The sequence below is a fragment of the Rhizobium sp. LCM 4573 genome (assembly GCF_001854865.1).
In the GTDB taxonomy this organism is placed as follows: domain Bacteria; phylum Pseudomonadota; class Alphaproteobacteria; order Rhizobiales; family Rhizobiaceae; genus Neorhizobium.
On record NZ_MDDW01000006.1, the window covers coordinates 86366 to 112985 of the forward strand.

The following is a 26620-nucleotide window of genomic DNA, read 5'->3' on the forward strand; positions in this document are numbered from 1 at the left end:
GCCGCGCTCGTCGACCGGTCGAAATGTGAGGGGTAGATGACGAGGTTGCAGCAGGGCGGCAACTATGAGGCGCCGCTGGTGGAGCGCGGAGCGCGCGGCGGCACGATCATCCGTATCCTGCTGCTCGCTTTCGTGCTGATCGGGGTCGCAGTGGCCTTCGTCTTCTTCCAGCATGCGCTGGATAACGAGGTGATGCTCGGCATTCTCGGAATCCTCGCCATGGTCGGCATCTTCTTCGTGGTGTCTTCCCTCATCGGCCTTGTGGAGGTGATGCCGCAATCCCGATCGGAGGAATTGGCGCGCGGCTTCCTGGCCAATCATCCGGACGGAATCCYGATCACCGATCCCAAAGGCCATATTCTTTACGCCAATGCCGCCTATGGCAGGATGACCGGCGCGACGAAGGCGAGCAACGTGCAATCGCTGGAGACCTTGCTTTCCAGGACGCGTGATTCGACCGAGGCACTTTATCGCCTGACGACGGCGCTGCGCGAGGGCCGGGAAGGGCATGAGGAATTCCGGCTGATGAAGCCGCTCGGCCGCGCCACCGAAAACGGCTCCGGCGCGCATTGGTATCGACTCAAGGCCCGGCTGCTCGCTTCCGGAGACAAGCGGAAGAACCAGCTCGACATCTGGCAGATCACCGATATCACGCCCGAGCGTGACGAGCAGGAACGCTTCTTCCGCGAACTGCAGAACGCCATCGACTATCTCGACCATGCTCCGGCGGGCTTCTTCTCGGCGGGCAGGAAAGGCGAGATATTCTACTTGAACGCGACGCTTGCCGAATGGCTCGGCATCGACCTCACCAAATTCGCGCCGGGCTCGATCAGCATGGCCGATCTGGTGGCCGGCGAAGGCATGGCGCTCATCCAGTCCGTGCAGGCTGCCCCCGGCCTCAAGCGTACCGAGACGCTCGATCTCGATCTTCGCCGCACCAATGGCCAAAGCCTGCCGGTCAGGCTGGTGCACAGCGTAAGCTCCATGCGCGATGGGGCGCCGGGAGAAAGCCGCACCATCGTGCTTGCCCGCCCGAGGGGCGGCGAGGGGGATGATCAGTCGGCGTCCGCCATGCGCTTCACGCGCTTCTTCAACAACACGCCGATGGYGATCGCCTCCGTCGACGGCGAAGGCAAGATCCTGCGCATCAATGCCCCTTTCCTGAAGCTTTTCGCCGGCGTGGTCTCTCGCGACGACGTCGAAACGGGCGCCATGCTGGATGCCATCGTCCATGAGAACACGCGACCGCAGCTCCTGCAGGCGCTTGCCGCCGCCAAGGACGGGCAGGGAGACATTCCTCCGATCGATTCCCGCTATCCGGGCGAGGAAAACCGCTACGTTCGCTTCTACGTCAACGCCGTGATCGACGCGAGCGACGAGGCACCGGAAGAGGTGGCCATCGTCTATGCCTTCGAGACGACCGAGCAGAAGGCGCTCGAAACCCAGATGGCGCAGACGCAGAAAATGAATGCGGTCGGCACGCTTGCAGGCGGTATCGCGCACGATTTCAACAATGTGCTGACGGCGATCCTGCTCTCCTCCGACCATCTGCTGTTGCAGGCGCGTCCATCCGATGCGAGCTTCGCCGATCTCATGGAGATCAAACGCAACGCCAACCGGGCCGCCGTTCTGGTGCGCCAGTTGCTTGCCTTCTCCCGCAAGCAGACCATGCGGCCCGCGGTTTTGAACCTCACGGATGTGGTGGGCGATCTGCGCATGCTGGTCGATCGGCTGATCTCCGGCACCAATGTGAAGCTCGACGTGGATTACGGCCGCGATCTGTGGCCGGTGCGCACCGACCTCTCGCAGTTCGAACAGGTGCTGATCAACCTCTGCGTCAACGCCCGCGATGCCATGCCGCAAGGCGGCACGATCCTTGTCAAGACGCGCAACGTTCCGGCCAACGAGGCCGCAAGCCTCCATCAGGCGGACCTGCCGGCCGAGGATTTCGTGATGATCGAAGTGTCGGATACCGGCACGGGCATCCCGCCGGAAATCATGGACAAGATCTTCGAGCCTTTCTTCACTACCAAGGAAGTGGGCAAGGGCACTGGTCTCGGCCTTTCCATGGTCTATGGCATCGTCAAGCAATCCGGCGGCTACATCTATCCGCAATCGGAGCTCGGCAAGGGGACGAGCTTCCGCATCTTCCTGCCGCGGCACGTTCCGGAGGAGCAGGCGCCCAGGGAGCATGCTGCAGGCGATGCAACTGCCGAAGGCGAAAAGACGGAGGCAGCCTCGGCGGCCGCGCCCGTGGAGGCCGGCCACAGCGTAGACCTGACCGGAAACTCCGCCGTCGTTCTGCTGGTCGAGGACGAGGAGGCTGTGCGCCGGGGCGGCAAGCGGATGCTCGAGACCCGCGGCTATACGGTCCACGAAGCGGGTTCCGGGACGGAAGCGCTGGAGATCATGCAGGAACTGGACGGCAAGGTCGATATCGTCGTCTCCGACGTGGTCATGCCCGAAATGGATGGTCCGACCCTGCTTGCTGAACTGCGCAAGTCTTATCCGGACCTCAAGTTCATCTTCGTTTCCGGCTATGCGGAAGACGCCTTCGCGCGCAACCTGCCGGCGGACGCCAAGTTCGGCTTCCTGCCGAAACCGTTCTCGCTGAAGCAGCTTGCCGTCGCCGTGCGGGAAATGCTCGACGAGCAGAGGTGATTTCAGGCCGGTTCAGGTTCTGAAAGACGGAGCAGCTCCTGATCGAGCGCTTCTTGCGAAAGATCATCCGCCACCGACCGGGGCGAACGGAGCGCGATCAGGGCGCCGGCGGTCCCCCAGCGGAGAGCTTGCGAAAGGCTTTCACCTGAAAGCAGCGCATGGATGAAGCCCGCCGCCAGCGCATCTCCGGCCCCGGTGACATCGACGATCGTGGCAGGGGGAGGGGCGAAGAGCACGGTTTCGGCTTGCGAAAATGCGACCGCCTGGCCGCCGCCTTGCGTGACCACGCCGCCCTTCAATCCGCTGCCGCGCAGAAGTTCCGGCCATCCGGCAGGGCTTTCCGGCCGCTCGCCCGCAAGAGTTTCCGCCTCCGCGGCATTCATGAACAGGAAATCCATGCGCTGCAGGCAGCCGGCGAACCTGGTGACCTTTGCCGGCGAAACGCCGATCGCCACAAGCGGCTTGGCTTTCTCGTGAGCGTATGCGGCGATCGCCTCCAGCGTGTCGGCAGGCAAATTGGCGTCGCATAATATAAGATCGGCGGTGGCGAACCGCTCTCGGAGCGCGCGGATGCGCAGGCGCCGGGGCGTAAAGAAGCGGTAGAGTTCCATATCGGCAAGGGCGACGATGAGATTGCCGTCATGGGCCAGGATTGCGGTGTAGCTCGGTGTCGGTCGGTCGAGGAAAACGAAGGAGCAGTCATCGACGCCCGCCTCGCCGGCGGCTGCCGCCACGCGCTCGCCCGCGTCATCCCCGCCACGCGGCGCCACCATCTGCACCGCATGGCCGAGACGTGCGAGATTGCGCGCCGCATTGAAGYCGCCGCCGCCGACATCCTCGAGCCAGTGGCCGGGATTGCTGGCGCCCATTGCCGTCTCGCCCGAAAGCCTTCCGCGCCGATCGATATGAGCTCCGCCAAGGACCAGAATCTTCTTCATTTTCCCATCCCCTCGGAAGGTTTGATTCGCTGCGATTTCAGGTTGTTGATCTCGATCGTTATGTGCCCCGAACGCGTACCCACCCGGCTGGAACAAGCGAAGAACACAGGCCGGATAATCTTTTCTTCTCAATCCGTTGAGGGGCGCTTGCAAAACTGGAACAAAACATGTACGAAATTCACATCGGCTGCTTCATTGCCTGCGCGGCTTCAATAACCTAAAGGTGGATCGGATGGCACAAAATTCTTTGCGGCTCGTAGAGGACAAATCGGTGGATAAGAGCAAGGCGCTGGAAGCGGCACTGTCGCAGATCGAACGATCCTTCGGCAAGGGATCGATCATGAAGCTTGGTGCGAACGAGAAGGTCGTGGAGATCGAAACGGTATCGACCGGTTCGCTCAGCCTCGATATCGCACTTGGCGTGGGCGGTCTTCCGAAGGGGCGCATTATTGAAATTTACGGCCCGGAAAGCTCGGGCAAGACGACGCTGGCTCTGCAGACCATTGCCGAGGCGCAAAAGAAGGGCGGCATCTGCGCCTTCGTGGACGCCGAACATGCACTCGATCCGGTCTATGCCCGCAAGCTCGGGGTCGATCTGGAAAACCTTCTGATTTCTCAGCCGGACACGGGTGAGCAGGCGCTCGAGATCACCGATACTCTGGTGCGCTCCGGCGCGATCGATGTGCTGGTGGTGGACTCGGTCGCGGCACTGACGCCGCGGGCCGAAATCGAGGGTGAAATGGGCGACAGCCTGCCGGGCCTTCAGGCCCGCCTGATGAGCCAGGCGCTGCGCAAGCTCACCGCCTCCATTTCGCGTTCCAACTGCATGGTGATCTTCATCAACCAGATCCGCATGAAGATCGGCGTGATGTTCGGCTCTCCGGAAACCACGACAGGCGGCAACGCGCTGAAATTCTATGCTTCCGTCCGTCTCGACATCCGCCGCATCGGCTCGGTCAAGGAGCGCGAGGAAGTCGTCGGCAACCAAACCCGCGTCAAGGTCGTCAAGAACAAGATGGCGCCGCCCTTCAAGCAGGTCGAATTCGACATCATGTATGGTGAAGGCGTCTCCAAGACCGGCGAACTGGTCGATCTCGGCGTCAAGGCAGGCATTGTCGAAAAGTCCGGCGCCTGGTTCTCCTATAACAGTCAGCGCCTCGGGCAGGGCCGCGAGAACGCCAAGCTCTTCCTGCGCGACAATCCGGAGCTGGCGCGCGAGATCGAGATGGCGCTGCGCCAGAATGCCGGCCTGATTGCCGATCGCTTCCTGGAGAACGGCGGCCCCGACAGCGGTGAAGGAGATGATGCCGATATGTGAGGCATTTCCATCCATCGCTGGGTTCGTTCGCCGGCCGCCATCTGGGAAAGATGAGCGGCCGGTTTGCGTTCGTCTGGACAGCGGTGGGTCCGAACGATAAAAGCCAGTGGTTTTTCGGCGATTGAACCGCAGTCAGCGGAATAAAGGGCTTAGCATGAGCGGCGTGAATGACATCCGGTCGACCTTCCTCGACTATTTCCGGAAGAATGGGCACGAGGTCGTATCCTCCAGTCCGCTGGTGCCGCGCAACGATCCGACCCTGATGTTCACCAATGCGGGCATGGTACAGTTCAAGAACGTCTTTACCGGTCTTGAAACTCGCCCCTATTCCACGGCGGCAACGGCTCAGAAATGCGTGCGCGCCGGCGGCAAGCATAACGACCTCGACAATGTCGGCTATACCGCGCGCCATCATACCTTCTTCGAAATGCTCGGAAATTTCTCCTTCGGAGATTATTTCAAGGAGCGCGCCATCGAGCTTGCCTGGAACCTGATTACCAAGGAATTCGGGCTCGATCGCAATCGCCTTCTGGTCACGGTCTATCATACGGACGACGAGGCATTCGACCTCTGGAAGAAGATTGGCGGACTGCCGGACGAGAAGATCATCCGCATCCCGACGAGCGACAACTTCTGGGCCATGGGCGATACCGGCCCCTGCGGCCCTTGTTCGGAAATCTTCTACGATCACGGCGACCATATCTGGGGCGGTCCTCCCGGCTCTGCGGAAGAAGACGGCGACCGGTTCATCGAGATCTGGAACCTCGTTTTCATGCAGTACGAGCAGGTGACGAAGGAAGAACGCATCGACCTGCCGCGCCCCTCGATCGATACGGGCATGGGTCTCGAGCGTGTCGCTGCCGTCCTGCAGGGCGTGCACGACAATTACGATATCGACCTGTTCAAGGCGCTGATCTCCGCTTCGGTGGAGGCGACCGGCGTGAAGGCCGAGGGCGAACGCCGCGCCAGCCACCGCGTGATTGCCGATCACCTGCGCTCTTCCGCTTTCCTGATTGCGGATGGCGTCCTGCCGTCGAACGAGGGCCGCGGCTACGTGCTGCGCCGGATCATGCGCCGCGCGATGCGCCACGCCGAGCTTCTCGGCGCGCGTGAGCCGCTGCTTTGGAAGCTTCTGCCGATCCTGGTGCAGGAAATGGGCCGCGCCTATCCGGAGCTCGTGCGTGCGGAGGCCCTGATTTCCGAGACGCTCAAGCTGGAGGAAACCCGTTTCCGCAAGACGCTGGAGCGCGGCCTCTCGCTGTTGTCCGATGCGACCAGCACGCTCGGCAAGGGCGACATGCTGGATGGCGAGACCGCCTTCAAGCTCTACGACACCTACGGCTTCCCGCTCGACCTGACCCAGGACGCCCTGCGCGCCCGCGAGATCGGCGTCGACATTGCCGGCTTCACCGACGCCATGGAGCGCCAGAAGGCGGAGGCCCGCGCGAGCTGGGCAGGCTCCGGCGACAAGGCGACCGAAACCGTTTGGTTTGAGCTCAAGGAAAAGCACGGCGCCACGGAATTCCTGGGTTACGACACCGAAACCGCCGAAGGCGTGGTGCAGGCGATCGTCAGGGACGGCAAGGTCATCGATAGTGCCTCCGCCGGCGATCAAGTTCAGGTCGTCGTCAACCAGACCCCGTTCTATGGAGAATCCGGTGGCCAGGTCGGAGATACCGGCGTGATCTCCACGGACCATGCGCGCCTGACCGTGTCGGATACCCAGAAGAAGGGCGAGGGGCTCTTCGTCCACACGGCAACCATTTCGGACGGCACGCTGGAGACCGGCGATGCGGTTCTATTGGCAGTCGATCACGAGCGCCGCTCGCGCCTGCGCGCCAACCATTCCGCCACGCACCTGCTGCACGAAGCGCTGCGCGAGGTTCTGGGCGGACATGTGGCGCAGAAGGGTTCGCTCGTGGCGCCGGAGCGGCTTCGCTTCGATATCTCGCATCCGAAGCCGATGACGGCCGAGGAACTGCAGAAGGTGGAAGACATGGCAAACGCCATCGTCTTGCAGAATTCTCCCGTTTCCACGCGCCTGATGAGCGTCGACGACGCGATCGCCGAAGGCGCGATGGCACTGTTCGGGGAAAAGTACGGCGATGAAGTGCGTGTTGTTTCCATGGGCAAGGGGCTCGAGGGTTCCAAGGCCGGAAAGACCTATTCGCTGGAACTCTGTGGCGGGACGCATGTGAACGCTACCGGCGATATCGGCCTTGTGCGCGTTCTTTCCGAAAGTGCGGTCGGAGCGGGTGTGCGCCGCATCGAGGCGCTCACGGGTGATGCCGCTCGGACCTATCTCGCCGAGCAGGACGAGCGCGTGAAATCGCTTGCTGGTACCCTCAAGGTGCAGCCGGCGGAAGTTCTGCCGCGCATCGAAGCGCTTATCGAGGAGCGGCGCAAGCTGGAGCGCGAGCTCGCCGAAGCCAAGCGCCGGCTCGCCATGGGCGGCGGGCAGGCTGGCGCCGGCGATGACGTTCAGGAAATCGGCGGCGTCAAGTTCCTCGGAAAATCCCTTGAAGGGATCGATGCAAAGGACCTCAAGGGATTGGCCGACGAAGGCAAGGCGAGCCTCGGTTCGGGCGTCGTTACGCTGGTCGGCGTTTCCGCCGACGGCAAGGCGAGCGCGGTTGTCGCCGTTACGCCGGACCTGACGGAGCGTTTCAGCGCCGTGGACCTCGTTCGGGTCGCGTCGGCCGCTCTTGGCGGAAAGGGCGGCGGCGGCCGACCGGATATGGCGCAGGCGGGCGGTCCGGACGGCTCGAAGTCGCAGGAGGCCATCGCGGCCGTGGCTGCCGCTCTCGGGGCCTGATGCAGGAATGGAAGCGCGCCGCTCCCGGGCGGCACGCATCACCATGAGCGGCCCGTATTTCCGCGGCCTTTCAGGAGAGGCGAATGGGGATAGTGACGGCAATCGCCGATGAACTGGATGAAGAGGCCGAAAACGGGCTCGTTCCAGCCCTTTTCGCCGGTGCGCCAAGTTCCGTTTCCTTCAACAAGCTGCGCAAGCGACTACTGAGGCAGGTGCGCCAGGCTTTCGACGATTTCGGCATGCTGAAGGGCCAGAAGCGCTGGCTTGTCGGCCTTTCGGGCGGCAAGGATTCCTATTCGCTGCTCGCTGTTCTGCTGGATCTGCAATGGCGTGGACTGCTGCCGGTGGAACTGATCGCCTGCAATCTCGACCAGGGCCAGCCGAATTTCCCGAAGCACGTGCTTCCCGATTACCTGACCTCGATCGGCGTCAGACACCGGATCGAATACCGCGATACGTATTCGGTGGTGAAGGAGAAGGTTCCGCAGGGCGCGACCTATTGCTCGCTCTGTTCGCGGCTCAGGCGCGGCAATCTTTACCGCATCGCGCGCGAAGAGGGCTGCGATGCGCTGGTGCTCGGGCATCACCGCGAGGATATCCTAGAAACCTTTTTTATGAACTTCTTTCACGGCGGCAGGCTTGCGGCAATGCCGCCGAAACTCCTGAACGACGAGGGTGATCTGATGGTGCTGCGGCCACTGGCCTATTGCGCGGAGGACGACCTTGCGAAATTCGCCGCCGCCATGCAGTTCCCTATCATTCCCTGCGATCTCTGCGGCTCGCAGGACGGCCTGCAGCGCAACGCCATGAAGGCTATGCTCGCCGATATCGAGGCGCGCATGCCGGGCCGGAAGGATACGATGCTTCGGGCACTGGCGCACGCGAACCCGTCCCACCTTCTCGATCCGAAACTCTTCGATTTCGCCGGCCTTTCCGCCGCTCCAAGGATTTCAGAATGACTTTGCCGCTCGATGTCGCTCGCCTTGCCGATCTGCTTCGTCAGGCCGCCAAGGCCGAGATACTGCCGCGCTTTCGCCGGCTCGGCCGCGGCGATATTCGCGCGAAGAGCGAGGCGACCGATCTGGTGACTGAGGCTGACGAGGCTGCCGAGCGGATGCTCAAGCGGGAGATCGAGACCCTGGTGCCGAACGCACTCTTCGTCGGCGAGGAGTCGGTCGCAGCGGATCCCGATTTGCTCGGCAGGCTGCCGGATGCCGATTTCGCGGTGGTAGTCGATCCGATCGACGGCACTTTCAACTTCGCCTCGGGCATTCCCGCCTTCGGCGTCATGGCTTCGGTTGTCTGGAAGGGCGAGACCGTGGCCGGCATCATCTACGATCCGATGGGCGACGACTGGGTCATGGCCGAGAAAGGGGCCGGCGCCTTCCTCCGCCGTCCGGACGGCTCCTCACAACCGCTTCGCGTCGCCCCAGCCGCGTCGATGGAGCAGATGGTCGGAATGGCGTCCACGGGCTTCCTGCCGGCAGAACGTCGTGCGGAAATCCTCGGTAATCTCGCCAAGGTGCGCTATGTGATGTCCTATCGCTGCGCGGCCCATGAATATCGTGCCTTTGCCAGCGGTTATGCGCATTATCTCATGTATAATAAGATGATGCCGTGGGATCATCTGGCCGGCGCGCTGATTGCGGCTGAGGCCGGGGCTCATGTGGCGCGTTTCGATGGATCGCGCTATCTACCGCGGCACACAAGCGGCGGCCTTCTGATTTCGACCGATCCCGAAAGCTGGGAAGCGCTGCGGCGTGAGGTCTTCACGCTCTGACTAATCGGGGCGGGGCGCTTGGCTGCGCCGCCGCCTTCCGAAAACGTCACACCGGCGGGTTATGAGGCTGGAACAGTTTCCCCTTTTCGCCGATCAGCACGAAGATCAGACCGATCACCGAAACCGTGAAGAAGCCGGCGACCATCGGCAGGGCGGTGCCGTTGAATGCCTGTCCGATCATCGCGCCGATCACACCGCCGCCGAGCGTTCCCATGAAGCCGAGTACGGAGGATGCCGTTCCGGCGACATGGCCTAGCGGCTCCATCGCGAGCGAGTTGAAGTTCGACCCAATCCAGCCGAACTGGAACATGGCCAGCGCGAAGAAGGCCAGGAAAAGCGGGAAGGGCATGGGCTGCGGGCCGAAGATCTGCACCATCAGCCACAGGAAGGTGATCCCGATGAAGCCGAGCAGCGAGCCATGGGAGAGGCGGCGCATGCCGAAGCGCCCCACGAGCTGCGAGTTGATGAAGGACGAGAAGGCCATGAAAACCGCCACCGCCGCGAAGGCGACCGGGAACCAGACGCCAAGCTGATAGATGCCGACATAGCCCTGCTGCGCGGAATTGATGAATCCGAACAGCGCACCGAAGATGAAGGTGCTCGAGATGGTATAACAGAGCGCAACACGGTTGGTGAGCACGATGCGGAAACCGTCGAGTACGGAGGAGAGGGTGAACGGCCGTACGTCCTCGGCATGCAGGGTTTCCGGCAGGCGCATGTTCATCCAGATGACCACCGCAAGCGCCGCAGCCGCCATGAAGACGAAGATCAGATGCCAGTCGCCGAAGAGCAGGATGATCTGACCGGTGCCCGGCGCGATGACCGGAACCACCATGAAGACCATCATGATCAGCGACATCACCTCGGCCATGGCGCGGCCGCCRTAGATGTCGCGGACGATGGACACGGTTATCACGCGCGTCGCCGCCGAACCGACGCCCTGGATGAAGCGTAGCGCCAGCAGGCCCGCGAAGGACGGGACCGCGACGACTGCGAGCGAAGAGAGAATGTAGATCACCAGTCCGATGATCATCGGCCGACGGCGCCCAAAGCGATCAGAGAGGGGGCCATAGACGAGCTGGGCCACTCCGAAGCCCAGAACGTAGGCGGACACCACGTATTGCCGGTGGTTCTCGTTCTCGACGCCGAGCGCGGCGCCGATTTCCTGCAGGCCGGGCAACATGATGTCGATCGCCAGCGCGTTGAGCGCCATCAGCATGGCCATCATGGCGATGAATTCAACCTTGCCCATGCCGCTGAGGCCAACGGAAGCGGTTTGTGAAGGATTTGTCACAGCGATATTCCCAAAGACGTTGAAAGGCGCCGTTTGCACGGCGCCTCGAAAGAAAAGGTCATGAAAGGCCCCCGCGGAGCGGGGACGGGAGGATCAGGCGGCGCCGCGGACGCTGATGCCCTGCTCTTGAAGATGGCTCTGCAGCTCACCAGACTGGAACATCTCGCGGACGATATCGCATCCGCCGATGAACTCGCCCTTCACATAGAGCTGCGGAATGGTTGGCCAGTTGGAATAATCCTTGATGCCCTGGCGGATTTCAGCGTCGGCGAGCACGTTCACGCCCTTGTAGTCGAGACCCAGATAATCGAGAATCTGGACGACCTGGCCGGAAAAGCCACACTGCGGAAACTGCGGAGTACCCTTCATGAAGACAACCACGTCGTTCGTCTTCACTTCGTTGTCGATGAAATCGTGAATCGCGCTCATGTCAAATCCTTGTCTATCCGGGTTCAAGGTCCGGATCGCTGTTCGCCTTTAAATAACACGCGCCGCGGGAATTTCCAGCGGGGAAGTCATCAAAATCCCTGATGGAACGATCAGCGGGCGCGCTGGCGGCTTCGGGCAGCAGCCGTGCGGCGTCGGCTCACCTGCTTGCGGGCCGGCGTTTTCTTCTTGGCCGGCCTGGAGGGGACAGCGCTACCGGTGGCCGAACGCGTTTGCCTCTTCTTCCGCTTGGGCGTGGTCCGTCCATGAGACTTCTTGAGAAGCTCCCGCATGACGTTCTCGACGACGCCGGTCACGAGTTCCTTGATGAGATCGGCCATGGGTCTCAGTCGGCGGGCGCGGAGGTCTGTAGCGCCAGCGCATGCAACACGCCCCCCATATTGCCCTTGAGCGCCTCGTAAACCATCTGGTGCTGCTGCACGCGGCTCTTGCCCCGGAAGGCTTCGGCGACGACCTCGGCGGCATAGTGATCGCCGTCGCCGGCGAGGTCCCGTATGGTGACACGGGCACCCGGAATGCCGGCCTTGATGAGGTCTTCGATTTCGCCTGGGCTCATGGGCATGTTTTTGTCGTCCTTTCCTCCTCCGCAGACTCAAAAGCGGAGTTCAATCGAATCGAGAGTGCCTCAAACAAGGCCGGCGGTCAAAGCGGGAGCGCCGTTCTATCGACAGGGAATATTATCCGCCCTCCAAAGGTGAGGCGCAAGAAAAGCCTGCGCCTCCCTCATCAAGCCATGAAGCCGGGGAACCAGCTTTCATGGGCGTTGGCGAGATCCACCACCGCAAGGCTGATGAGATCGTCGATGACCAGCTTGTCGCCGCCTACGGTGCCAAGYCGGCGGAAGGGGATGGTTGCCGCTTCGGCATTCGCTTCCACGAAATTGGCGAGATCGGCCGGGACGGCGATCACGTAGCGGGCCTGGTCTTCACCGAAAAGCAGCGCATGCGGCAGACCCTTCTTGTCCTGAAGGCTGACAGTCATGCCCTTGCCGGATGCCATCGCCATCTCCGCCAGGGTGATGGCGAGGCCGCCCGAGGAGATATCGTGGCAGGCGGTAACTTGACCGTTGCGGATCACCGAACGCACGAAGTCGCCGTGGCGCCGCTCGGCGGTGAGATCGACTTCCGGCGGCGGGCCGTCCGTCTGTCCGAGGATATCGCGGAGGTAAACGGTGGAGCCCAGATGGCTGCCGTCTACACCGATGAGGATCAGCTTGTCGCCGTCGTTTGCCGAGCCGATTTTCGCCATTTTAGACCAGTCGGGCAAAAGCCCTACGCCGGCGATCGTCGGAGTGGGCAGGATCGCCACGCCATTGGTCTCGTTGTAGAGCGAGACATTGCCGGRGACGATCGGGAAATCGAGCGCCTTGCAGGCCTCGCCGATCCCTTTGATCGCGCCGACCAGCTGGCCCATGATTTCCGGCTTTTCCGGATTGCCGAAGTTGAGGTTGTCGGTGGCCGCGAGCGGCTCGGCACCCGTCGCGGTGATGTTGCGCCAGCATTCGGCGACCGCCTGCTTGCCGCCCTCGAAAGGATCGGCTTCCACATAGCGAGGCGTCACGTCGGAGGAGAAGGCGAGCGCCTTGGAGGGATGATTGTCGACGCGCACGACGCCGGCGTCACCTCCGGGGAGCTGCAGAGAATTGCCCTGGATCAGCGTATCGTATTGTTCGTAAACCCAGCGGCGGCTTGCCTGGTTGGGGGAGCCGACGAGCTTCAGAAGGGCCTCGTTGTAGTCAGCAGGCGCTGCGACCTGGGAGGCGGGCAGGGGCGCGGGGCCGTTCGATTGAATCCACGGCCGATCATATTCCGGCGCCTGGTCGCCAAGTTCCTTGATCGGCAGGTTCGCGACTTCCTCGCCCTGATGCAGGATGCGGAAGCGAAGGTCATCGGTGGTCTTGCCGACGATCGCGAAATCGAGGCCCCACTTGTGGAAAATCGCCTCGGCTTCCTTTTCCTTTTCCGGCTTGAGAACCATGAGCATGCGCTCCTGGCTCTCGGAGAGCATCATTTCATAGGCGCTCATGCGCTCTTCGCGGACCGGCACCTTGTCGAGATCGAGTTCGATACCGAGATCGCCCTTGGCGCCCATTTCCACGGCAGAGCAGGTGAGGCCGGCCGCACCCATGTCCTGGATCGCGATGACCGCGCCGGTCTGCATGAGTTCCAGGCAGGCTTCCAGGAGGCACTTTTCGGTGAAGGGATCGCCGACCTGAACAGTCGGCCGCTTCTCCTCGATCGACTCGTCGAATTCGGCAGACGCCATGGTCGCGCCGCCGACACCGTCGCGGCCGGTTTTGGCGCCGAGATAGACGACCGGCAGGCCGACGCCCTCGGCCTTGGAGTAGAAGATCGCATCGCTCTTGGCGAGGCCGGCTGCGAAAGCGTTCACGAGAATGTTGCCGTTATAGCGCTCGTCGAACTCCACTTCGCCGCCGACGGTGGGCACGCCGAAGGAGTTGCCGTAGCCGCCGACGCCGGCAACCACGCCGGATACGAGATGCTTGGTCTTCGGATGGTCGGGCGCGCCGAAGCGCAGCGCATTCATGGCCGCGATCGGCCGGGCGCCCATGGTGAATACGTCGCGCAGGATGCCGCCGACGCCGGTCGCCGCTCCCTGATAGGGCTCGATATAGGAGGGATGGTTGTGGCTCTCCATCTTGAAGACCACGCAGTCGCCGTCATCGATGTCCACGACGCCGGCGTTTTCGCCTGGCCCCTGGATGACGCGAGGCCCCTTGGTCGGCAGCGTCCGGAGCCATTTCTTGGAGGATTTGTACGAGCAGTGCTCGTTCCACATCGCCGAAAAGATGCCGAGTTCGGTAAAGGTCGGTTCACGGCCGATCAGGTCCAGGATGCGCTGATACTCATCCGGCTTCAAGCCATGCGAAGCGACGAGTTCGGGAGTAATCTGGATCGTATTGGGGATCGTCATCGGTGTTCCTAGAATGGCTGACCGTTCTGAAGCGTTGCGCCTCTTTAGCGCATGTGTTTGCGGCACGCGACAGGAAAATACCGGAAAACCCCGCTTTCCGCAGGGCTTTGGTTGCGCGGACCGGAGACGGTGAAACGGCGGGGCGGACCCGCGTCCAGACGGCCTCAAGCGAGGCTGTCGTAGCCGGCCGAGCCGTTTTCCAGCAGACGCCGAACGACCTTCAGGCCGTTTGACACGTCCTCGCGCGTGTGAGGTGAGGAAAACCCGATGCGGACGCGGTGCGTGATCTTTCCCGATCGTCCGGCCCTGAATTCGTCCTCATCGTCGATGAGCACGCCATCGGCCAGCACAGCGTTCTTGAAGGTCGCCGAAAGCCATGGTTCCGGTAGCTTGAGCCAGAGGAAGGGAATATCCGGATTGGAGTTGAAATCATAGCCGGCAAGGATTTCCTTCGCGAGCGCCTCGCGAGCGTTGATCTCCTCACGGCATCGCTCCCAGATGCGTTCGGCCTCTCCGGAGAGGACGAGGCGGGAGCAAAGTTCCGCAAGCATGAAGGGCAATCCGCCGGTTATCATCTTGTGAGCTATGCGGACGCGCTGGGCAAAATGCGGTGGACAGGCAACCCAGCCCCCACGAACGCCGGCTGCGACGGATTTCGACAATCCGTCGATGACGAAGGTCCGGTCTGGTGCCAGCTCCGCAATGAGCGGAATGTCCTTCTTGTTCATCGCTCCGTAAAGATTGTCCTCGATCAGCCAGACATTGTGCCTGTGTGCGATATCGGCGATCTCCCTGCGACGATCGAGCGGCAGGGTTGCCAGCGTCGGGTTCTGGGCTGAGGACATGAAGAAGGCAATCTTCGGGTGCTGCTGGAGACAGACCCGCTCAAAATCCTCAGGCAGAACGCCGAAATCGTCCGAGTCCACGAGCGAACTCCGCCGTCCGATCAGCCCGGCTGCGCGGCTGATCTGGGAATAGGTCATATGCTCGAAGACGATCCTGTCGCCGGGGCTGGTGAGGGAGGAGATAATGGCCATGACGCCGGCGTGCGCTCCGAGCGTGGGCACGACGGAGTCGATCGCGGGCGTCCACTTGCTGTAGGAGAGCCAGCGCGCCCCTGCTTCGGACCAGTGGTCGGGAAAGCTCCGCGTGTAGCTTGCGATCTCCCGGGGATGGTCCCGCATGATTTCGTTTATAACGCTGGCGATTATCTGATTCTGCCCGACATCCGGTGCCGCGGTGCTGTCGAACCGGATCTTGCCCGGCGGAGGGTGGAAGGGGCGGGTGCCCGCGAAACTGACTGTTGCCGGATCATTGGCATCCTGCGACGCAATTTCCGGTCGCGAGCGAACATACGTGCCGCGCCCGACTTCTCCGCTGACGAGACCCCGCTCATGCAGGAGGGAATAGGCGCGACTGATCGTGCCGATCGTCACGCCTATGTCGTAAGCCAGATTTCTCTGTGGCGGCAGTTTCGCGCCGGCCTGCAGGTCGCCGGCCATGATCGCATCCTCGATCTGGTCCGCCACGCGAATATAGAGCGGGCTTTTGCCCTCTTTGATGTCTGGAAGCCAACTTGTCATGGTGACAATTCTGTACATTGTCCCTCTTTTTTGGTCAATGTAAAAGAATTGCACCACTAAATGACTTGTATGGCAGGTGCGATATGCGCAGGTTGAACGAATATCTTGCGACAATCGATACAATTTACCCCGACAGCTTTGTTCGCGAGTCGCAACTCCGGGCGAGCGGTGATCTATTGGCTCCGTCGCCTTTGCCGGCGCCGCGCAAGGGCGTGCTTGGATTGATCGACATCTATCGAAACTGGAATATCCGCCGGAAAGGACGCCTTGCATTGCTCGATATGGAAGAGGCGCAGTTGCGGGATATCGGATTGACGCGCGTGGAAGCGCGCCGCGAAGCGGCCAAGTCGCGTTTCCTGTTCTGAATTTTCTGCTTCCAGCATCGTTGGAAGCAAGGCCCGATGTCGCCTCCCAACCGGCGCATCGGGTCTTTTCTTATCAGGAATTCAGTAGCGATTCCTCACGGAATGAATTCAGAACTTGTAGCCCACCATGACGCCGGCGCGGCTCAGGCCGTCGTTCGGGCCGTCGCAGAGCTCCGCATGAGAGGAGTGCTCGATCTGCGCGGTGAGGCGCCAGTTATCGGTGAGCTTGAAGCCGGCGGCCGCATATTCGTGGAAAAGCAGGCGGCAGCCGAGCGCCGGACCGGATCCGCCGTCATAGTCGAGATCGCCGTCGTGAACCGCCCCGCCGACGCCCACCTCGAGAAACAGCCGATCCGTGAGATCGGCGGTCCAGGAAAAGCCGGCATAGACCTGATTGGCTTCGCCCCCTGTGCTCAGGTCTCCCCCTATATGGATTCGAGGGCGTAGAAGCTTATCGACGCCTTGCGCCTCATCATGACCCCAAGGGTCGAAGAAGATCATGCCCGTCGCGAATACACCGTCTTCATGGCGTCCACTATCGATGGAAGTGAGCACGCCGAAGCGGGCCTCGTCGAATATCGGTTCCTGAGCATTTGCGGGAGTGATCGCAGTTGAGAAGGTCGCTGCGGCCAGTCCGGCCGAAAGGAGAACATGACGGCAATGGGATTTCATCAACATTCGTCCACCTCACCGAATCGCTTGGGCGATCCCTAACGATTGGTAGGACGAGGACGGCGCGGCGTCCATGCATCGCTTAAGCTGTGGCTGGACAGATGTTCAACGGTTGCGGGATTCGATGAAAATAGGCCGAGGCGGCGTTTCTCAGCAACCCTTGCCGCCGCCTGCCCAGCGTAATACGTCGCGCTTGATCCGTTCGCCGGTTTCACCGGCCATTATCGGACCGAAGGCATCGAGCTTGGCGGGATTGCCCTCCGCCTGAACGACGAGAACCGGCCGGGATTCCGGGCTGTTGCGTGGCACGGCGAGAATGCGCGGACGGCCCGAGAAGGAATTGAGTTCCGGCGCCAGCCGATAGGGCTTGAAGGCGGCATCTCCCGATTTGAACCAGCAGGCGTTCGCCGAAAGCGCGACGCGCTCCATCATGGGCAAGGCGGCATTATTGGGAGAGGGTGCCGTTTTCCTGTCTGCCTGACACGCTGTCAGCATCGCGCCGGCTGYGGCGAGGAGAACGAGGGTAAGGCTGCGGGTGTAGAACGGCATCGGGATATCCTGAAAAGGGGCACGCGCCGTTCTACAACGGTATGGTGAGGGGAAGGTTAAGCAGCGATCACGTCGAGGGCGGAGGCGAAGATGCCGCGCCCATCATTGCCGCCATGGGCCGCCTCGATCAGGTTTTCCGGATGCGGCATCATGCCGAGCACGTTGCCGCGGGCATTGATGACACCCGCGATATCGCTGAGCGAGCCGTTCGGATTGGTGCCGTCGGTATAGCGGAAGACGATCTGCCCCTTGTCTTCCATGGAGGCGAGGGTATCCGCATCGACGAAGTAATTGCCGTCGTGATGBGCGACCGGGCAGCGGATGACCTGGCCTTTTTCATAGGCGCGGGTGAAATCCGTCTCGGCGTTCACCACTTCCAGCTTCACTTCCTTACAAACGAACCTGAGCGAAGTATTGCGCATCAGCGCGCCCGGCAGCATTYCCGCTTCGACAAGGATCTGAAAGCCGTTGCAGACGCCGAGAACCTTCACGCCCTGGTCGGCCTTTTCCTTGATCGCCTGCATGACCGGCATGCGGGCTGCGATCGCACCGCAGCGCAGATAATCACCGTAGGAGAAGCCGCCTGGGATGACGATCAGATCGACATCCGGGATTTCGGTTTCGGTCTGCCAGACGGTGACGGGCTCGTGGCCGGAAATCTTGGTAAGCGCGGCGATCATGTCGCGGTCGCGATTGAGGCCGGGAAGCTGGACGACTGCGGATTTCATGGGTGCGGTTCAAACCTTGCCTGTGCCTCGGCGAGCTCGCGCAGTTCGAGGCGATTTTCGATACGATCGAGACGGACGAGAACTTGCGCCATCGTCGTGTGCAGGTTGTTCATGTCGCCCTGCATGACATGCATGTGATTGCGAAGGCTGATAAAGTCCTGCCGAAGGCCCCTATGGTCCTCCCGCAGGTTACCTATTTCGGCATGCATGCGCTTCAGAAGCTCATACATCAATTCATTCGTGATCTCAGCCATCACAGGAACCACAACCTTCAGTCGAGAGTTATAGTATAATTCTCGATGACCGTGTTTGCCAGAAGCTTCTCGCACATTTCCTTGAGATCGGCCTCAGCCTTCGCCTTGTCGGCGCCATCCACTTCGATGTCGAAGACCTTGCCCTGCCGCACATGGCCGAGGCCGGAAAAGCCGAGGCTGCCGAGCGCGCCTTCGATCGCCTTGCCCTGCGGGTCTAGAACGCCATTCTTGAGCGTGACGGTCACGCGTGCCTTGATCACTGATCTACCCCCGATGATTACTTGACGAGAACCGGGCCGGTGCCGCGGATCGGTTCGTTTTCATTGATGATGCCGAGCCGGCGGGCGACTTCGGAATAGGCTTCGAGAAGGCCGCCCATATCCCGGCGGAAACGGTCCTTGTCCATCTTTTCCTTGGTCTCGATATCCCACAAACGGCAGCTGTCCGGTGAAATCTCGTCGGCCAGGATGATGCGCATCATGTCGCCTTCGTAGAGGCGGCCGCATTCGATCTTGAAATCTACGAGCTGGATGCCGACGCCGAGGAAGAGGCCGGAAAGAAAGTCGTTGACGCGGATCGCGAGCGCCATGATGTCGTCGAGCTCGGCGGGGTTCGCCCAGCCGAAGGCGGTGATGTGCTCTTCGGAAACCATCGGGTCCGCGAGCRAATCCGATTTGTAGTAGAATTCGATGATCGAACGCGGCAGAACCATGCCTTCCTCGATGCCGAGGCGGGTCGACAGCGAGCCGGCTGCGACGTTGCGCACCACGATCTCGAGCGGGATCATCTCCACTTCCTTGATCAGCTGCTCGCGCATGTTCAGCCGGCGGATGAAGTGCGTCGGGATGCCGATCTTGTTCAGATGCGTGAAGAGGTATTCCGAGATGCGGTTGTTCAGAACGCCCTTGCCGTCGATGACGTCGTGCTTCTTCTTGTTGAATGCGGTGGCGTCATCCTTGAAGAACTGGATCAGCGTGCCCGGTTCCGGGCCTTCATAAAGGATCTTGGCCTTGCCTTCGTAGATACGGCGGCGACGGTTCATGATTTCTTGTCTCGTTGTTGGCGTCGGTAATGCGGACGCAGTGGAAGATCGTTGAAGCGGTCCCTTATCGGAAAAGAACGCATTTCACAATGCAGACCTCTTAACCTTGTCGGAAGCGGCATTGGGCCGGTGCCTTCACCATGAGCATTGGTCCTGAGATTACACGGATTCTCGAAACGTTGTTCCGCCGGCGCTGCCGTTGCGGAATAAAAACAGCGGCTATGAACAAGAAAAATGGTGCTCGCCTGTTTTCCGGATGCCCTTGCCGAGCGCTCGGTCGGCTAGCGCCTCAAAGCGGCGTGGCCGACGAGGAACATATAGGCGGAGAACAGGAAGATTCCATACAGTTTGAAACCCTCCTCGAGGAGCATCTGTCCCGGAAAATACGAGGGGTAGAGATCGAAGAGCAGGGACAGGCCAAAGGAGGTGATGGCCGCACCAAGCACCAGCCAGGGCGTTTCGGTTCGCATAAGCCAGGCGTAATAGCAGCACACTGCCAGGAATATCGCATGCGGAAGCAGGATAAGCGGCTCGGCCAGGCCCGTGACGGAAATCGACTCGTGAAGCATGAAAAGGTCGTCGAGCCCCATCAATGTCGCGAAAATTCCTCCGGAGAAGAGTAGTCCGCTGAATTCTCCCCGCCGTTTCAAGCCCAGCGAGGCATAGGCCTGAAGCGCGACCGCGGCGCTCGCGATCCATAGGACGACGCCGAGATTGGAGATTATGCCGAAATAACGTGGATGGTTGGCGATTGCATTTGGATCTCTCATCAGATCATGGTGGTCGATACCCCACCATGTGTCGGCAGCAACGACCAAAGCCGTTATGACAAGGATGATCATCGTGACGAGTGACACGACTTTGATATCCATACGGGAACCGCCAAGTGTGATCGATCTCGAATTATGCATTTGAGCCCTCCTGATCCCGGCTATTCCACGCTTCGAACTCCTCGGTCGAACGGGGACAGCAATCCCTGACGAGTTTTGCGACAGTTTTATGACAGTCCGGCGGCATCAACGCCGGAAGAGATGTGTCCGGCGGGCGGTATGGCGGCTTCATCGCCGGACATCGCCGCTCCGGTCGACAAAGCGCATTGCGCTTCGGTGCCGGTTTGATTATGGGTCAAGGCGACCAATCGTTTGGGAGATCCGCATGGCCACGACGTTCAACGATCGCGAAAAAGGCTTCGAAAACAAGTTCGCACACGACCAGGAATTGAAGTTCAAGGCGCTAGCCCGCCGCAACAAGCTGGTCGGCCTCTGGGCCGCGGACCTTCTTGGCAAGAGCGATACTGAAGCTTATGCCAAGGAAGTCGTCGCCGCCGATTTCGAGGAAGCCGGCGAGGAAGACGTTTTCCGCAAGCTGCGCAAGGATTTCGATGCCGCGAGCGTTTCGATTTCGGACGAGGACATCCGTACGAAAATGTACCAGTTCCTCGCCGAGGCCGTGGCCCAGCTCGAACAGTAAACCTCACATCACCCAATCAAAAAGCCGCGCTCATCGGGTGCGGCTTTTTGCTGTTCTCTACTTTGCATCGCGGCGTCGTGCAGCTTCCGTCAGGGCTTCAGCTGGCTGAGGAATTGCGCGAAAACCATCGTACCTTCAGGCCAGGGGCCGTGGCCGCTTTCCGCGTTTATATGGCCCGTCTCACCCGCGTCGATTATGAGCGAACCCCAGGCGCTGGCGATATCGTCGGCATGCTCATAAGAGCCGAATGGATCGTTGCGGCTTGCGATCATCAATGACGGAAAGGGCAGAGGATCGCGCGGATAGGGGCCGAAGGTCATCAGATGCTTCGGCCGGATCTCGGGATTGTCGAGTTCCGGCGGGGCGACGAAAAAGGCGCCGGCAACCTTCTTGCGAAATTGCGGGATTGCGTGGACGGCAGAAGGTACGCCCAACGAATGGGCGACCAGCACCACCGGCTTAACTGCGGCATTCACCTCTTCGGCGACGCGTGCCACCCAGTCTTCGCGCACCGGCTTCGACCATTCGGCCTGCTCCACACGGCGCGCCGTCGAAAGCTTCGCCTCCCAGCGCGTCTGCCAGTGTCCGGGCCCGGAATTGGTGTAACCCGGAATGATCAGGATTTCTGCTTCGGATACTTTCATGATGGCGCCGATGTGAGATCGACACCTATTGAAGTCAAGCAAAAAGGCGCCAGATTTCTCAAAATCCGCTAGGATCATCACATGCCGGCAGCCTGAGCGTCTCGGCAACCTGTCTTGCCGAGCCTTCTCCGCCGCCGGCTGCCAAGGAGGAGACGGTGTCATGACGGCATTTCATGTCATGGCCGGCGCGGACAACAGTTTCGTGCGCCCGGCTGTTCGCAGGATAGGCATAGGCGACATCATGGACGCCCTGCGGCTTGGATGGGACGATTTCCGGGAAAAGCCTTCGCACTATGTTTTCCTGTGCCTGATGTATCCGATTGCCGGCGTGGTGCTCACGCTGTGGAGTTCCGGAGCCAATCTCTTGCCCCTGATCTATCCGTTGATGTCGGGCTTCGCCCTGCTGGGGCCGATCGCGGCCATCGGCCTCTATGAGATCAGCCGCCGCCGGGAGCGCGGCATGGACACTTCCTGGCGCCACGCGCTGGATGTGCAGAGATCACCGGCGCTGCCGTCGATCGTCGCGGTAGCGCTCCTGCTGCTTGCCCTGTTCGTTGTCTGGCTTCTCACGGCTCAGGCTATCTATACCGCCTATTTCGGCGAGGCCGTACCCGCCTCCGTCTCATCCTTCCTGTCGCAGGTGCTGACGACGCCCGAGGGAAGGGGAGTGATCCTCTGGGGCAATCTTGCCGGTTTCCTCTTTGCGGTCGTGGTGCTCGCAACGACCGTCGTCGCATTCCCGCTGCTGCTCGATCGGGATGTGGGTGCCGCAGCCGCCGTCGATGCGAGCGTGCGCGCCACGCTCGCCAATCCGGTGCCGGTAGCGTTCTGGGGCCTTATCGTTGCGGTGCTGCTGGCAATCGGCACCATTCCAATCTTCGCCGGGCTTGCTGTCATCATGCCGATCCTCGGCCATGCGACCTGGCACCTGTATCGCAAGATCATCGTGCCCGCCGAGGGCGAAATGCGCCAGCCAAGCTGACGCCTGGAAACAAAAATGCCGCCGGCATGACCCGGCGGCAGGCAATTTCAGCGGTTATGGCGTTCAGCCGAAGACCCGCTTGAAAATCGTATCGACATGCTTGGTGTGGTAGCCGAGGTCGAACTTCTCGCGGATTTCCTCTTCGGAAAGCGCCGCGCGGACCTCCTGGTCGGCCAGAAGCTCTTCCAGGAAGTCCTTGCCCTGTTCCCATACCTTCATGGCGTTGCGCTGGACGAGGCGATAGGCATCCTCGCGTGAAACGCCTGCCTGGGTAAGCGCGAGAAGTACACGCTGCGAATGAACAAGCCCGCGGAACTTGTTCATATTGTTCATCATATTCTCCGGATAGACCAGCAGCTTGTCGATCACGCTCGTCAAGCGCGCGAGCGCGAAGTCGAGTGTTACGGTGGCATCCGGTCCGATCATGCGCTCGACCGAGGAGTGGGAAATGTCCCGCTCGTGCCAGAGCGCGACATTCTCCATAGCCGGCATGGCATAGGAACGGACCATCCGGGCAAGGCCGGTAAGGTTTTCAGTGAGAACCGGATTGCGCTTGTGCGGCATGGCCGACGAGCCCTTCTGGCCCGGCGAAAAATATTCCTCGGCTTCCAGGACTTCAGTGCGCTGCAGATGGCGGATTTCAGTCGCCAGCCGCTCGATCGAGGAAGCAATGACCCCAAGGGTCGCGAAATACATGGCATGGCGGTCGCGCGGGATGACCTGCGTCGAAACGGGCTCCGACTTGAGCCCCATGGCCGCTGCGACATGCTCCTCGACGCGGGGATCGATATTGGCGAAGGTGCCGACCGCACCGGAAATCGCGCAGGTGGCGATCTCTTCCCTCGCGGCCAGGAGACGGGTCTTGTTGCGGTCGAATTCCGCATAGGCCTGGGCGAGCTTGACGCCGAACGTCGTCGGCTCCGCATGGATGCCGTGGCTGCGGCCGATGGTGACGGTGTCCTTGTGCTCGAGGGCGCGGCGCTTCAAAGCCTCCAGAAGCTTGTTCATGTCGGCCAATAGAAGATCCGTGGCACGCACGAGCTGCACGTTGAAACAGGTGTCCAGCACGTCGGACGAGGTCATGCCCTGATGCACGAAACGGCTATCGGGACCGACGAATTCGGCGAGATGGGTGAGGAAGGCGATGACGTCGTGCTTGGTGACCGCTTCGATCTCGTCGATGCGGGCGACGTCGAATTCGGCCTTGCCGCCCTTTTCCCAGATGGTCTCGGCAGCCGATTTCGGGATCACGCCGATCGCTGCGAGCGCATCGCAGGCATGCGCCTCGATCTCGAACCAGATGCGGAATTTTGTTTCGGGGGACCAGATGGCGACCATCTCGGGCCGCGAATAACGGGGGATCATGGGCTTTGTCTTCCTACGCTTCGTCGGGGCCGCTGTAGCAAGAAGCCGGTCAAAGCTCAATGTTCAGTACGGCGGATATGGCGGAAACTATGGCGCGGCCTTGACCGGGACGGCGATCCAGCGTCCGTCGGAGCCCTCGAAACCGAGGCTGAGGACCATGACGAGCGCGACCTTGAAGGGCGAGCGATCCGTTGCCGCGCCGCCCATGACCCCAGCCAGACGATAACCCGTCGCACAGCCGCGGGAAGCCGGAACCCTCTGGTCTTCATGGATCAGCAGGTCGGCGGGCTTACCGTCTTCCTCGGTGATCCGCAGCCGAAAGCCCGCCATTTTCTCCACCATGCCGGAGCAGCGATCGTCTGGCGCTTGCGGAATTTCCTCCAGCGTCAGCGTATCCGGCTCGCCGACAGGCGGAATGACGGCGTAGTCGCGGTAACGGAGCCGGTGAGGATTTGTATCGATCTCGGTAATCGGATTGAACGCGAGGATTTCCCCGGGATGATCGGCAAGCCCGTGATTGGCGACGAGCCCCTCCGCCTTGTCGCGAGCCTGGCGACGTGCCTCGGCAAGGGTGGCTTTCTCGTCATCCAGGCGAACTCGGTAGGGAGTGCCCGGCAGATAATTGTCCTTCTCCAGGTCCAGAACATAGATGTTCGAATAGGGAAAGCCCGATCCGTCCTGGATTCCGAACTCCTCGAAGGCAAAGACTTTTCCATCGGCAGAGAAGCCAATCGGTTGAAAGCTGGCGATATCGGCAGCCGGCGCGGAGCCGGCGATGAGTGCCGCCGTGATGGCAATAACCGATGATCGCAGTGCCGAAATCATTTGCGCCCTTGCTCCGCCGCGTCCTTCAGCCGAGCGATATTGGCTCGATAAGATTCGATGCCGTCGCCTTTGTACACGGCCGAGCCGGCGACGAAGACATTTGCGCCGGCAGCGGTTGCTTCGCCGATCGTCTCGGCGGTAATGCCGCCATCCACTTCAAGCTCGATCGGGCGGGCGCCGATAAGAGCCTTGGCGGCACGGATCTTCTCCACCATCGCCGGAATGAACTTCTGTCCGCCGAAACCCGGATTGACGCTCATGATGAGGATGAGGTCCACATCATCCAGCACGTTTTCCAGCACGGAAAACGGTGTGGCGGGGTTGAGCGTTACGCCGACCTTCTTTCCGAGAGCGCGGATGGTCYGCAGCGAGCGATGCAGGTGCGGGCCGGCTTCCGCATGCACGGTTATGCCGTCGGAGCCTGCCTTCGCGAAGGCTTCGAGATAGGGATCTGCCGGAGAGATCATCAGGTGGCAGTCGAAAAAGGCTTTTGCGTAGGGGCGCAGCGACTTGATGACATCCGGACCGAAGGAGATATTGGGTACGAAGTGCCCGTCCATGACGTCGAGGTGAACCCAATCGGCGCCCGCTTCCACGACATCGCGCACTTCCTGGCCGAGTTTCGAAAAATCGGCGGCGAGAATTGAAGGGGCAATGCGGATGGGGAGCGTCATTTGGCAGGTCTCCGGCTGTCTCGCGCCTGCTCTATCATCGCTTCGTCAGTGGGACAATCGTAAGGATACGTCACTCGGTCGAGAGACGAACCGGCGTGAATGCCCCATTTCTCCATTCCTGAAGCTGAAGCGGATTGGCGGCGAGTTCGTGCCCGTCATCGAAATCGATAGCGCCGATCACCGTCGGAAAGGAAGCCTCGACGAGGATTTCCGTCAGCGGCTTGTTCTCTGCTGCGGCGCTGGCGATCGCGTGGCGGGCGAGTTCCACCGCGGCGTAGGAAGGCAGCATATAACCCTCGGGAGTTATGTTCCGGGCCGCAAGGGCAGCGACTGCCTGCGCCGCTTCTGGCAACGCGGCGTAATCGGGAAGGGCCGCCGCAAGCACGCCTTCGCGCAGCGGAACGGGGCGATCGGCAGCTCTCAGCGTATCGCCGCCGAGGATGGTCAGCGGAATATTCTCCGCCGCGGCGTCGCGCGCGATAATCGCTATGTCGTTCCGATCGCCGCCGATCATCACATGCGTCGCGCCCGCCCTTGCAAGCCGGCGCACCAGCGCGATCTGCTGCTCCTGGCCGGGGCGGAACGTATCGGTGAAGACCGGCGTGATCCCTCCGCCCTCCAGCCTTTGGCGCACCGCGCTCGCGAGCTCCCGGCCGTAGATCGTGCCGTCCTCGATCACCGCGACCGGATGAGCTTTCCAATCCGAAAGAATGATTTCGGAAAGCGTTTCCGCCTCGTCGCCTTCGACCGGCGCCATGCGGAAGAAAGACCAGCCGCCACGCATCGCGTCTTCCATCAGGATTTTCGAACGAACGGAGATGCTGATGGCCGGAATGCTTGCATTCTTCAGCACCGGCAGTGCTTCGGAAAGCGTCTCGACGCAAAGAAAGCCGATGGCGATTTCGACCTTGGCGGCCGCTAGCTGGTCTGCGAGCGCCGCTCCGGTTCCCGTCTCGCAGGCTTCGTCAACTTCGACGAGCCGGTCGCCGCCGGCCGTCGCTGCCGCACGCGCGCCTTCCAGAACCTGGGTGCCGAGGAGGGCGTATGGCCCGCTTTTCGGCGCCACCACGCCGATGACCGCGGCGGATGCCGCATTGTGGGCGAATGCCGATGCCAGGACGAGGGCGGTGGCGATGCGTCTCAACGTCATGATTTCCTAAGCCCTTGCTTAACCGCGTTTTAGCGTGCTGATCGCCTGCGTCAAAGAGAATCGGCTATAGGGGATATCGCCGGAAACCAAAAGCTTTGGCGCCGCTCTGGAAATGGTCTATCGGTGCCAC

At 61.3% G+C, this 26620-nt stretch carries 27 protein-coding genes; 8 read left to right on the forward strand and 19 right to left on the reverse strand.

The features are described 5' to 3' along the window. Window positions 1–36 precede the first annotated feature (36 nt). On the forward strand, window positions 37–2661 hold the full coding sequence (cckA, locus tag LCM4573_RS12925) for a cell cycle histidine kinase CckA (protein WP_071006698.1): 2625 nt from the start codon (window positions 37–39) through the stop codon (window positions 2659–2661). Between the two features lie 2 nt (window positions 2662–2663). Here the strand turns inward: cckA and LCM4573_RS12930 are convergent, their stop codons facing one another. Beyond that, window positions 2664–3599: a carbohydrate kinase family protein gene (locus LCM4573_RS12930; protein WP_071006699.1), complete on the reverse strand. Its 936-nt coding sequence runs from the start codon at window positions 3597–3599 to the stop codon at window positions 2664–2666. A gap of 232 nt (window positions 3600–3831) precedes the next feature. On the opposite strand from LCM4573_RS12930, the gene recA reads away from it, so the two are divergent. The 4 genes from recA to LCM4573_RS12950 all read left to right on the forward strand — a co-directional run bounded on the left by recA (window position 3832) and on the right by LCM4573_RS12950 (window position 9512). Then, window positions 3832–4917 (forward strand): recombinase RecA, encoded by a 1086-nt coding sequence (gene recA, locus LCM4573_RS12935; protein WP_071006700.1) that lies wholly within the window; start codon window positions 3832–3834, stop codon window positions 4915–4917. Window positions 4918–5071: 154 nt separating this feature from the next. Then, window positions 5072–7732: an alanine--tRNA ligase gene (alaS, locus tag LCM4573_RS12940; protein WP_071006701.1), complete on the forward strand. Its 2661-nt coding sequence runs from the start codon at window positions 5072–5074 to the stop codon at window positions 7730–7732. Window positions 7733–7815: 83 nt separating this feature from the next. After that, window positions 7816–8691, forward strand: coding sequence for a tRNA 2-thiocytidine(32) synthetase TtcA (gene ttcA / locus LCM4573_RS12945; protein ID WP_071006702.1), 876 nt, complete (start codon window positions 7816–7818; stop codon window positions 8689–8691). After that, window positions 8688–9512: an inositol monophosphatase family protein gene (locus LCM4573_RS12950; RefSeq protein ID WP_071006703.1), complete on the forward strand. Its 825-nt coding sequence runs from the start codon at window positions 8688–8690 to the stop codon at window positions 9510–9512. The genes ttcA and LCM4573_RS12950 overlap by 4 nt, the downstream gene beginning before the upstream one ends. A gap of 46 nt (window positions 9513–9558) precedes the next feature. Here LCM4573_RS12950 and LCM4573_RS12955 read toward each other — a convergent pair whose 3' ends face one another. The 6 genes from LCM4573_RS12955 to LCM4573_RS12980 form a co-directional block, all read right to left on the reverse strand. Then, entirely contained in the window at window positions 9559–10764 is a 1206-nt protein-coding gene (locus tag LCM4573_RS12955) for a multidrug effflux MFS transporter (RefSeq protein ID WP_071006819.1), read from the reverse strand. 135 nt (window positions 10765–10899) lie between these two features. Then, complete coding sequence (gene grxD / locus LCM4573_RS12960; RefSeq protein WP_046792354.1) at window positions 10900–11235, reverse strand: Grx4 family monothiol glutaredoxin; 336 nt, start codon at window positions 11233–11235, stop codon at window positions 10900–10902. 110 nt (window positions 11236–11345) lie between these two features. Beyond that, window positions 11346–11573 (reverse strand): hypothetical protein, encoded by a 228-nt coding sequence (locus LCM4573_RS12965; RefSeq protein ID WP_071006704.1) that lies wholly within the window; start codon window positions 11571–11573, stop codon window positions 11346–11348. A 5-nt stretch (window positions 11574–11578) separates the two neighbouring features. After that, entirely contained in the window at window positions 11579–11815 is a 237-nt protein-coding gene (locus LCM4573_RS12970) for a BolA family protein (protein WP_071006705.1), read from the reverse strand. Between the two features lie 164 nt (window positions 11816–11979). Then, a complete protein-coding gene (gene purL / locus LCM4573_RS12975; protein ID WP_071006706.1) occupies window positions 11980–14187 on the reverse strand; it encodes a phosphoribosylformylglycinamidine synthase subunit PurL in 2208 nt (735 codons plus the stop codon). Between the two features lie 164 nt (window positions 14188–14351). Further along, window positions 14352–15770 (reverse strand): PLP-dependent aminotransferase family protein, encoded by a 1419-nt coding sequence (locus tag LCM4573_RS12980; RefSeq protein WP_071006820.1) that lies wholly within the window; start codon window positions 15768–15770, stop codon window positions 14352–14354. An 83-nt stretch (window positions 15771–15853) separates the two neighbouring features. Between LCM4573_RS12980 and LCM4573_RS12985 the strand changes: the two genes are divergently transcribed. Continuing rightward, window positions 15854–16135, forward strand: coding sequence for a DUF1127 domain-containing protein (locus LCM4573_RS12985; protein ID WP_071006707.1), 282 nt, complete (start codon window positions 15854–15856; stop codon window positions 16133–16135). 108 nt (window positions 16136–16243) lie between these two features. Here LCM4573_RS12985 and LCM4573_RS12990 read toward each other — a convergent pair whose 3' ends face one another. The 7 genes from LCM4573_RS12990 to LCM4573_RS13020 all read right to left on the reverse strand — a co-directional run bounded on the left by LCM4573_RS12990 (window position 16244) and on the right by LCM4573_RS13020 (window position 20291). Beyond that, a complete protein-coding gene (locus LCM4573_RS12990) occupies window positions 16244–16813 on the reverse strand; it encodes an acyloxyacyl hydrolase (RefSeq protein ID WP_071006708.1) in 570 nt (189 codons plus the stop codon). A gap of 144 nt (window positions 16814–16957) precedes the next feature. After that, complete coding sequence (locus tag LCM4573_RS12995) at window positions 16958–17356, reverse strand: hypothetical protein (protein WP_071006709.1); 399 nt, start codon at window positions 17354–17356, stop codon at window positions 16958–16960. A 56-nt stretch (window positions 17357–17412) separates the two neighbouring features. Then, on the reverse strand, window positions 17413–18084 hold the full coding sequence (purQ, locus tag LCM4573_RS13000; RefSeq protein ID WP_071006710.1) for a phosphoribosylformylglycinamidine synthase subunit PurQ: 672 nt from the start codon (window positions 18082–18084) through the stop codon (window positions 17413–17415). After that, a complete protein-coding gene (locus LCM4573_RS13005; RefSeq protein WP_071006711.1) occupies window positions 18081–18338 on the reverse strand; it encodes a hypothetical protein in 258 nt (85 codons plus the stop codon). Before LCM4573_RS13005 ends, purQ begins: the two co-directional genes overlap by 4 nt. Window positions 18339–18355: 17 nt before the next feature. Next, window positions 18356–18598 (reverse strand): phosphoribosylformylglycinamidine synthase subunit PurS, encoded by a 243-nt coding sequence (gene purS, locus LCM4573_RS13010; protein WP_071006712.1) that lies wholly within the window; start codon window positions 18596–18598, stop codon window positions 18356–18358. Window positions 18599–18615: 17 nt separating this feature from the next. Further along, window positions 18616–19380 carry a phosphoribosylaminoimidazolesuccinocarboxamide synthase gene (purC, locus tag LCM4573_RS13015; protein WP_071006714.1) on the reverse strand — a complete coding sequence of 255 codons (765 nt, stop codon included), beginning with the start codon at window positions 19378–19380 and terminating at the stop codon, window positions 18616–18618. Window positions 19381–19661: 281 nt separating this feature from the next. Continuing rightward, window positions 19662–20291: a hypothetical protein gene (locus LCM4573_RS13020; RefSeq protein WP_071006715.1), complete on the reverse strand. Its 630-nt coding sequence runs from the start codon at window positions 20289–20291 to the stop codon at window positions 19662–19664. A 244-nt stretch (window positions 20292–20535) separates the two neighbouring features. Here LCM4573_RS13020 and LCM4573_RS13025 point away from each other — a divergent pair, with 244 nt between their 5' ends. Then, window positions 20536–20850 carry a DUF1476 domain-containing protein gene (locus LCM4573_RS13025; RefSeq protein ID WP_071006716.1) on the forward strand — a complete coding sequence of 105 codons (315 nt, stop codon included), beginning with the start codon at window positions 20536–20538 and terminating at the stop codon, window positions 20848–20850. A gap of 89 nt (window positions 20851–20939) precedes the next feature. Here LCM4573_RS13025 and LCM4573_RS13030 read toward each other — a convergent pair whose 3' ends face one another. After that, a complete protein-coding gene (locus LCM4573_RS13030; RefSeq protein WP_071006718.1) occupies window positions 20940–21494 on the reverse strand; it encodes an alpha/beta hydrolase in 555 nt (184 codons plus the stop codon). A 160-nt stretch (window positions 21495–21654) separates the two neighbouring features. Between LCM4573_RS13030 and LCM4573_RS13035 the strand changes: the two genes are divergently transcribed. Next, entirely contained in the window at window positions 21655–22476 is an 822-nt protein-coding gene (locus tag LCM4573_RS13035) for a DUF2189 domain-containing protein (RefSeq protein WP_071006720.1), read from the forward strand. Window positions 22477–22539: 63 nt separating this feature from the next. Here LCM4573_RS13035 and purB read toward each other — a convergent pair whose 3' ends face one another. The 4 genes from purB to LCM4573_RS13055 form a co-directional block, all read right to left on the reverse strand. After that, window positions 22540–23841 (reverse strand): adenylosuccinate lyase, encoded by a 1302-nt coding sequence (purB, locus tag LCM4573_RS13040; RefSeq protein ID WP_071006721.1) that lies wholly within the window; start codon window positions 23839–23841, stop codon window positions 22540–22542. Between the two features lie 87 nt (window positions 23842–23928). Next, window positions 23929–24666 (reverse strand): DUF2259 domain-containing protein, encoded by a 738-nt coding sequence (locus tag LCM4573_RS13045; protein WP_083347427.1) that lies wholly within the window; start codon window positions 24664–24666, stop codon window positions 23929–23931. Continuing rightward, window positions 24663–25340: a ribulose-phosphate 3-epimerase gene (rpe, locus tag LCM4573_RS13050; RefSeq protein ID WP_071006722.1), complete on the reverse strand. Its 678-nt coding sequence runs from the start codon at window positions 25338–25340 to the stop codon at window positions 24663–24665. Before rpe ends, LCM4573_RS13045 begins: the two co-directional genes overlap by 4 nt. Window positions 25341–25410: 70 nt before the next feature. Beyond that, window positions 25411–26493: an ABC transporter substrate-binding protein gene (locus LCM4573_RS13055; RefSeq protein WP_071006724.1), complete on the reverse strand. Its 1083-nt coding sequence runs from the start codon at window positions 26491–26493 to the stop codon at window positions 25411–25413. Window positions 26494–26620 lie beyond the last annotated feature (127 nt).

What these genes read in the sequence shown, in the direction of transcription:
- recA (WP_071006700.1), top strand. Translation starts at nt 3,832, where the DNA reads ATGGCACAAAATTCTTTGCGGCTCGTAGAGGACAAATCGGTGGATAAG.
- alaS (WP_071006701.1), top strand. Translation starts at nt 5,072, where the DNA reads ATGAGCGGCGTGAATGACATCCGGTCGACCTTCCTCGACTATTTCCGG.
- ttcA (WP_071006702.1), top strand. Translation starts at nt 7,816, where the DNA reads ATGGGGATAGTGACGGCAATCGCCGATGAACTGGATGAAGAGGCCGAA.
- LCM4573_RS12950 (WP_071006703.1), top strand. Translation starts at nt 8,688, where the DNA reads ATGACTTTGCCGCTCGATGTCGCTCGCCTTGCCGATCTGCTTCGTCAG.
- grxD (WP_046792354.1), bottom strand. Translation starts at nt 11,235, where the DNA reads ATGAGCGCGATTCACGATTTCATCGACAACGAAGTGAAGACGAACGAC.
- LCM4573_RS12965 (WP_071006704.1), bottom strand. Translation starts at nt 11,573, where the DNA reads ATGGCCGATCTCATCAAGGAACTCGTGACCGGCGTCGTCGAGAACGTC.
- LCM4573_RS12970 (WP_071006705.1), bottom strand. Translation starts at nt 11,815, where the DNA reads ATGCCCATGAGCCCAGGCGAAATCGAAGACCTCATCAAGGCCGGCATT.
- LCM4573_RS12980 (WP_071006820.1), bottom strand. Translation starts at nt 15,770, where the DNA reads ATGACAAGTTGGCTTCCAGACATCAAAGAGGGCAAAAGCCCGCTCTAT.
- LCM4573_RS12985 (WP_071006707.1), top strand. Translation starts at nt 15,854, where the DNA reads ATGCGCAGGTTGAACGAATATCTTGCGACAATCGATACAATTTACCCC.
- LCM4573_RS12990 (WP_071006708.1), bottom strand. Translation starts at nt 16,813, where the DNA reads ATGTTGATGAAATCCCATTGCCGTCATGTTCTCCTTTCGGCCGGACTG.
- LCM4573_RS13005 (WP_071006711.1), bottom strand. Translation starts at nt 18,338, where the DNA reads ATGGCTGAGATCACGAATGAATTGATGTATGAGCTTCTGAAGCGCATG.
- LCM4573_RS13020 (WP_071006715.1), bottom strand. Translation starts at nt 20,291, where the DNA reads ATGCATAATTCGAGATCGATCACACTTGGCGGTTCCCGTATGGATATC.
- LCM4573_RS13025 (WP_071006716.1), top strand. Translation starts at nt 20,536, where the DNA reads ATGGCCACGACGTTCAACGATCGCGAAAAAGGCTTCGAAAACAAGTTC.
- LCM4573_RS13030 (WP_071006718.1), bottom strand. Translation starts at nt 21,494, where the DNA reads ATGAAAGTATCCGAAGCAGAAATCCTGATCATTCCGGGTTACACCAAT.
- LCM4573_RS13035 (WP_071006720.1), top strand. Translation starts at nt 21,655, where the DNA reads ATGACGGCATTTCATGTCATGGCCGGCGCGGACAACAGTTTCGTGCGC.
- purB (WP_071006721.1), bottom strand. Translation starts at nt 23,841, where the DNA reads ATGATCCCCCGTTATTCGCGGCCCGAGATGGTCGCCATCTGGTCCCCC.
- LCM4573_RS13045 (WP_083347427.1), bottom strand. Translation starts at nt 24,666, where the DNA reads ATGATTTCGGCACTGCGATCATCGGTTATTGCCATCACGGCGGCACTC.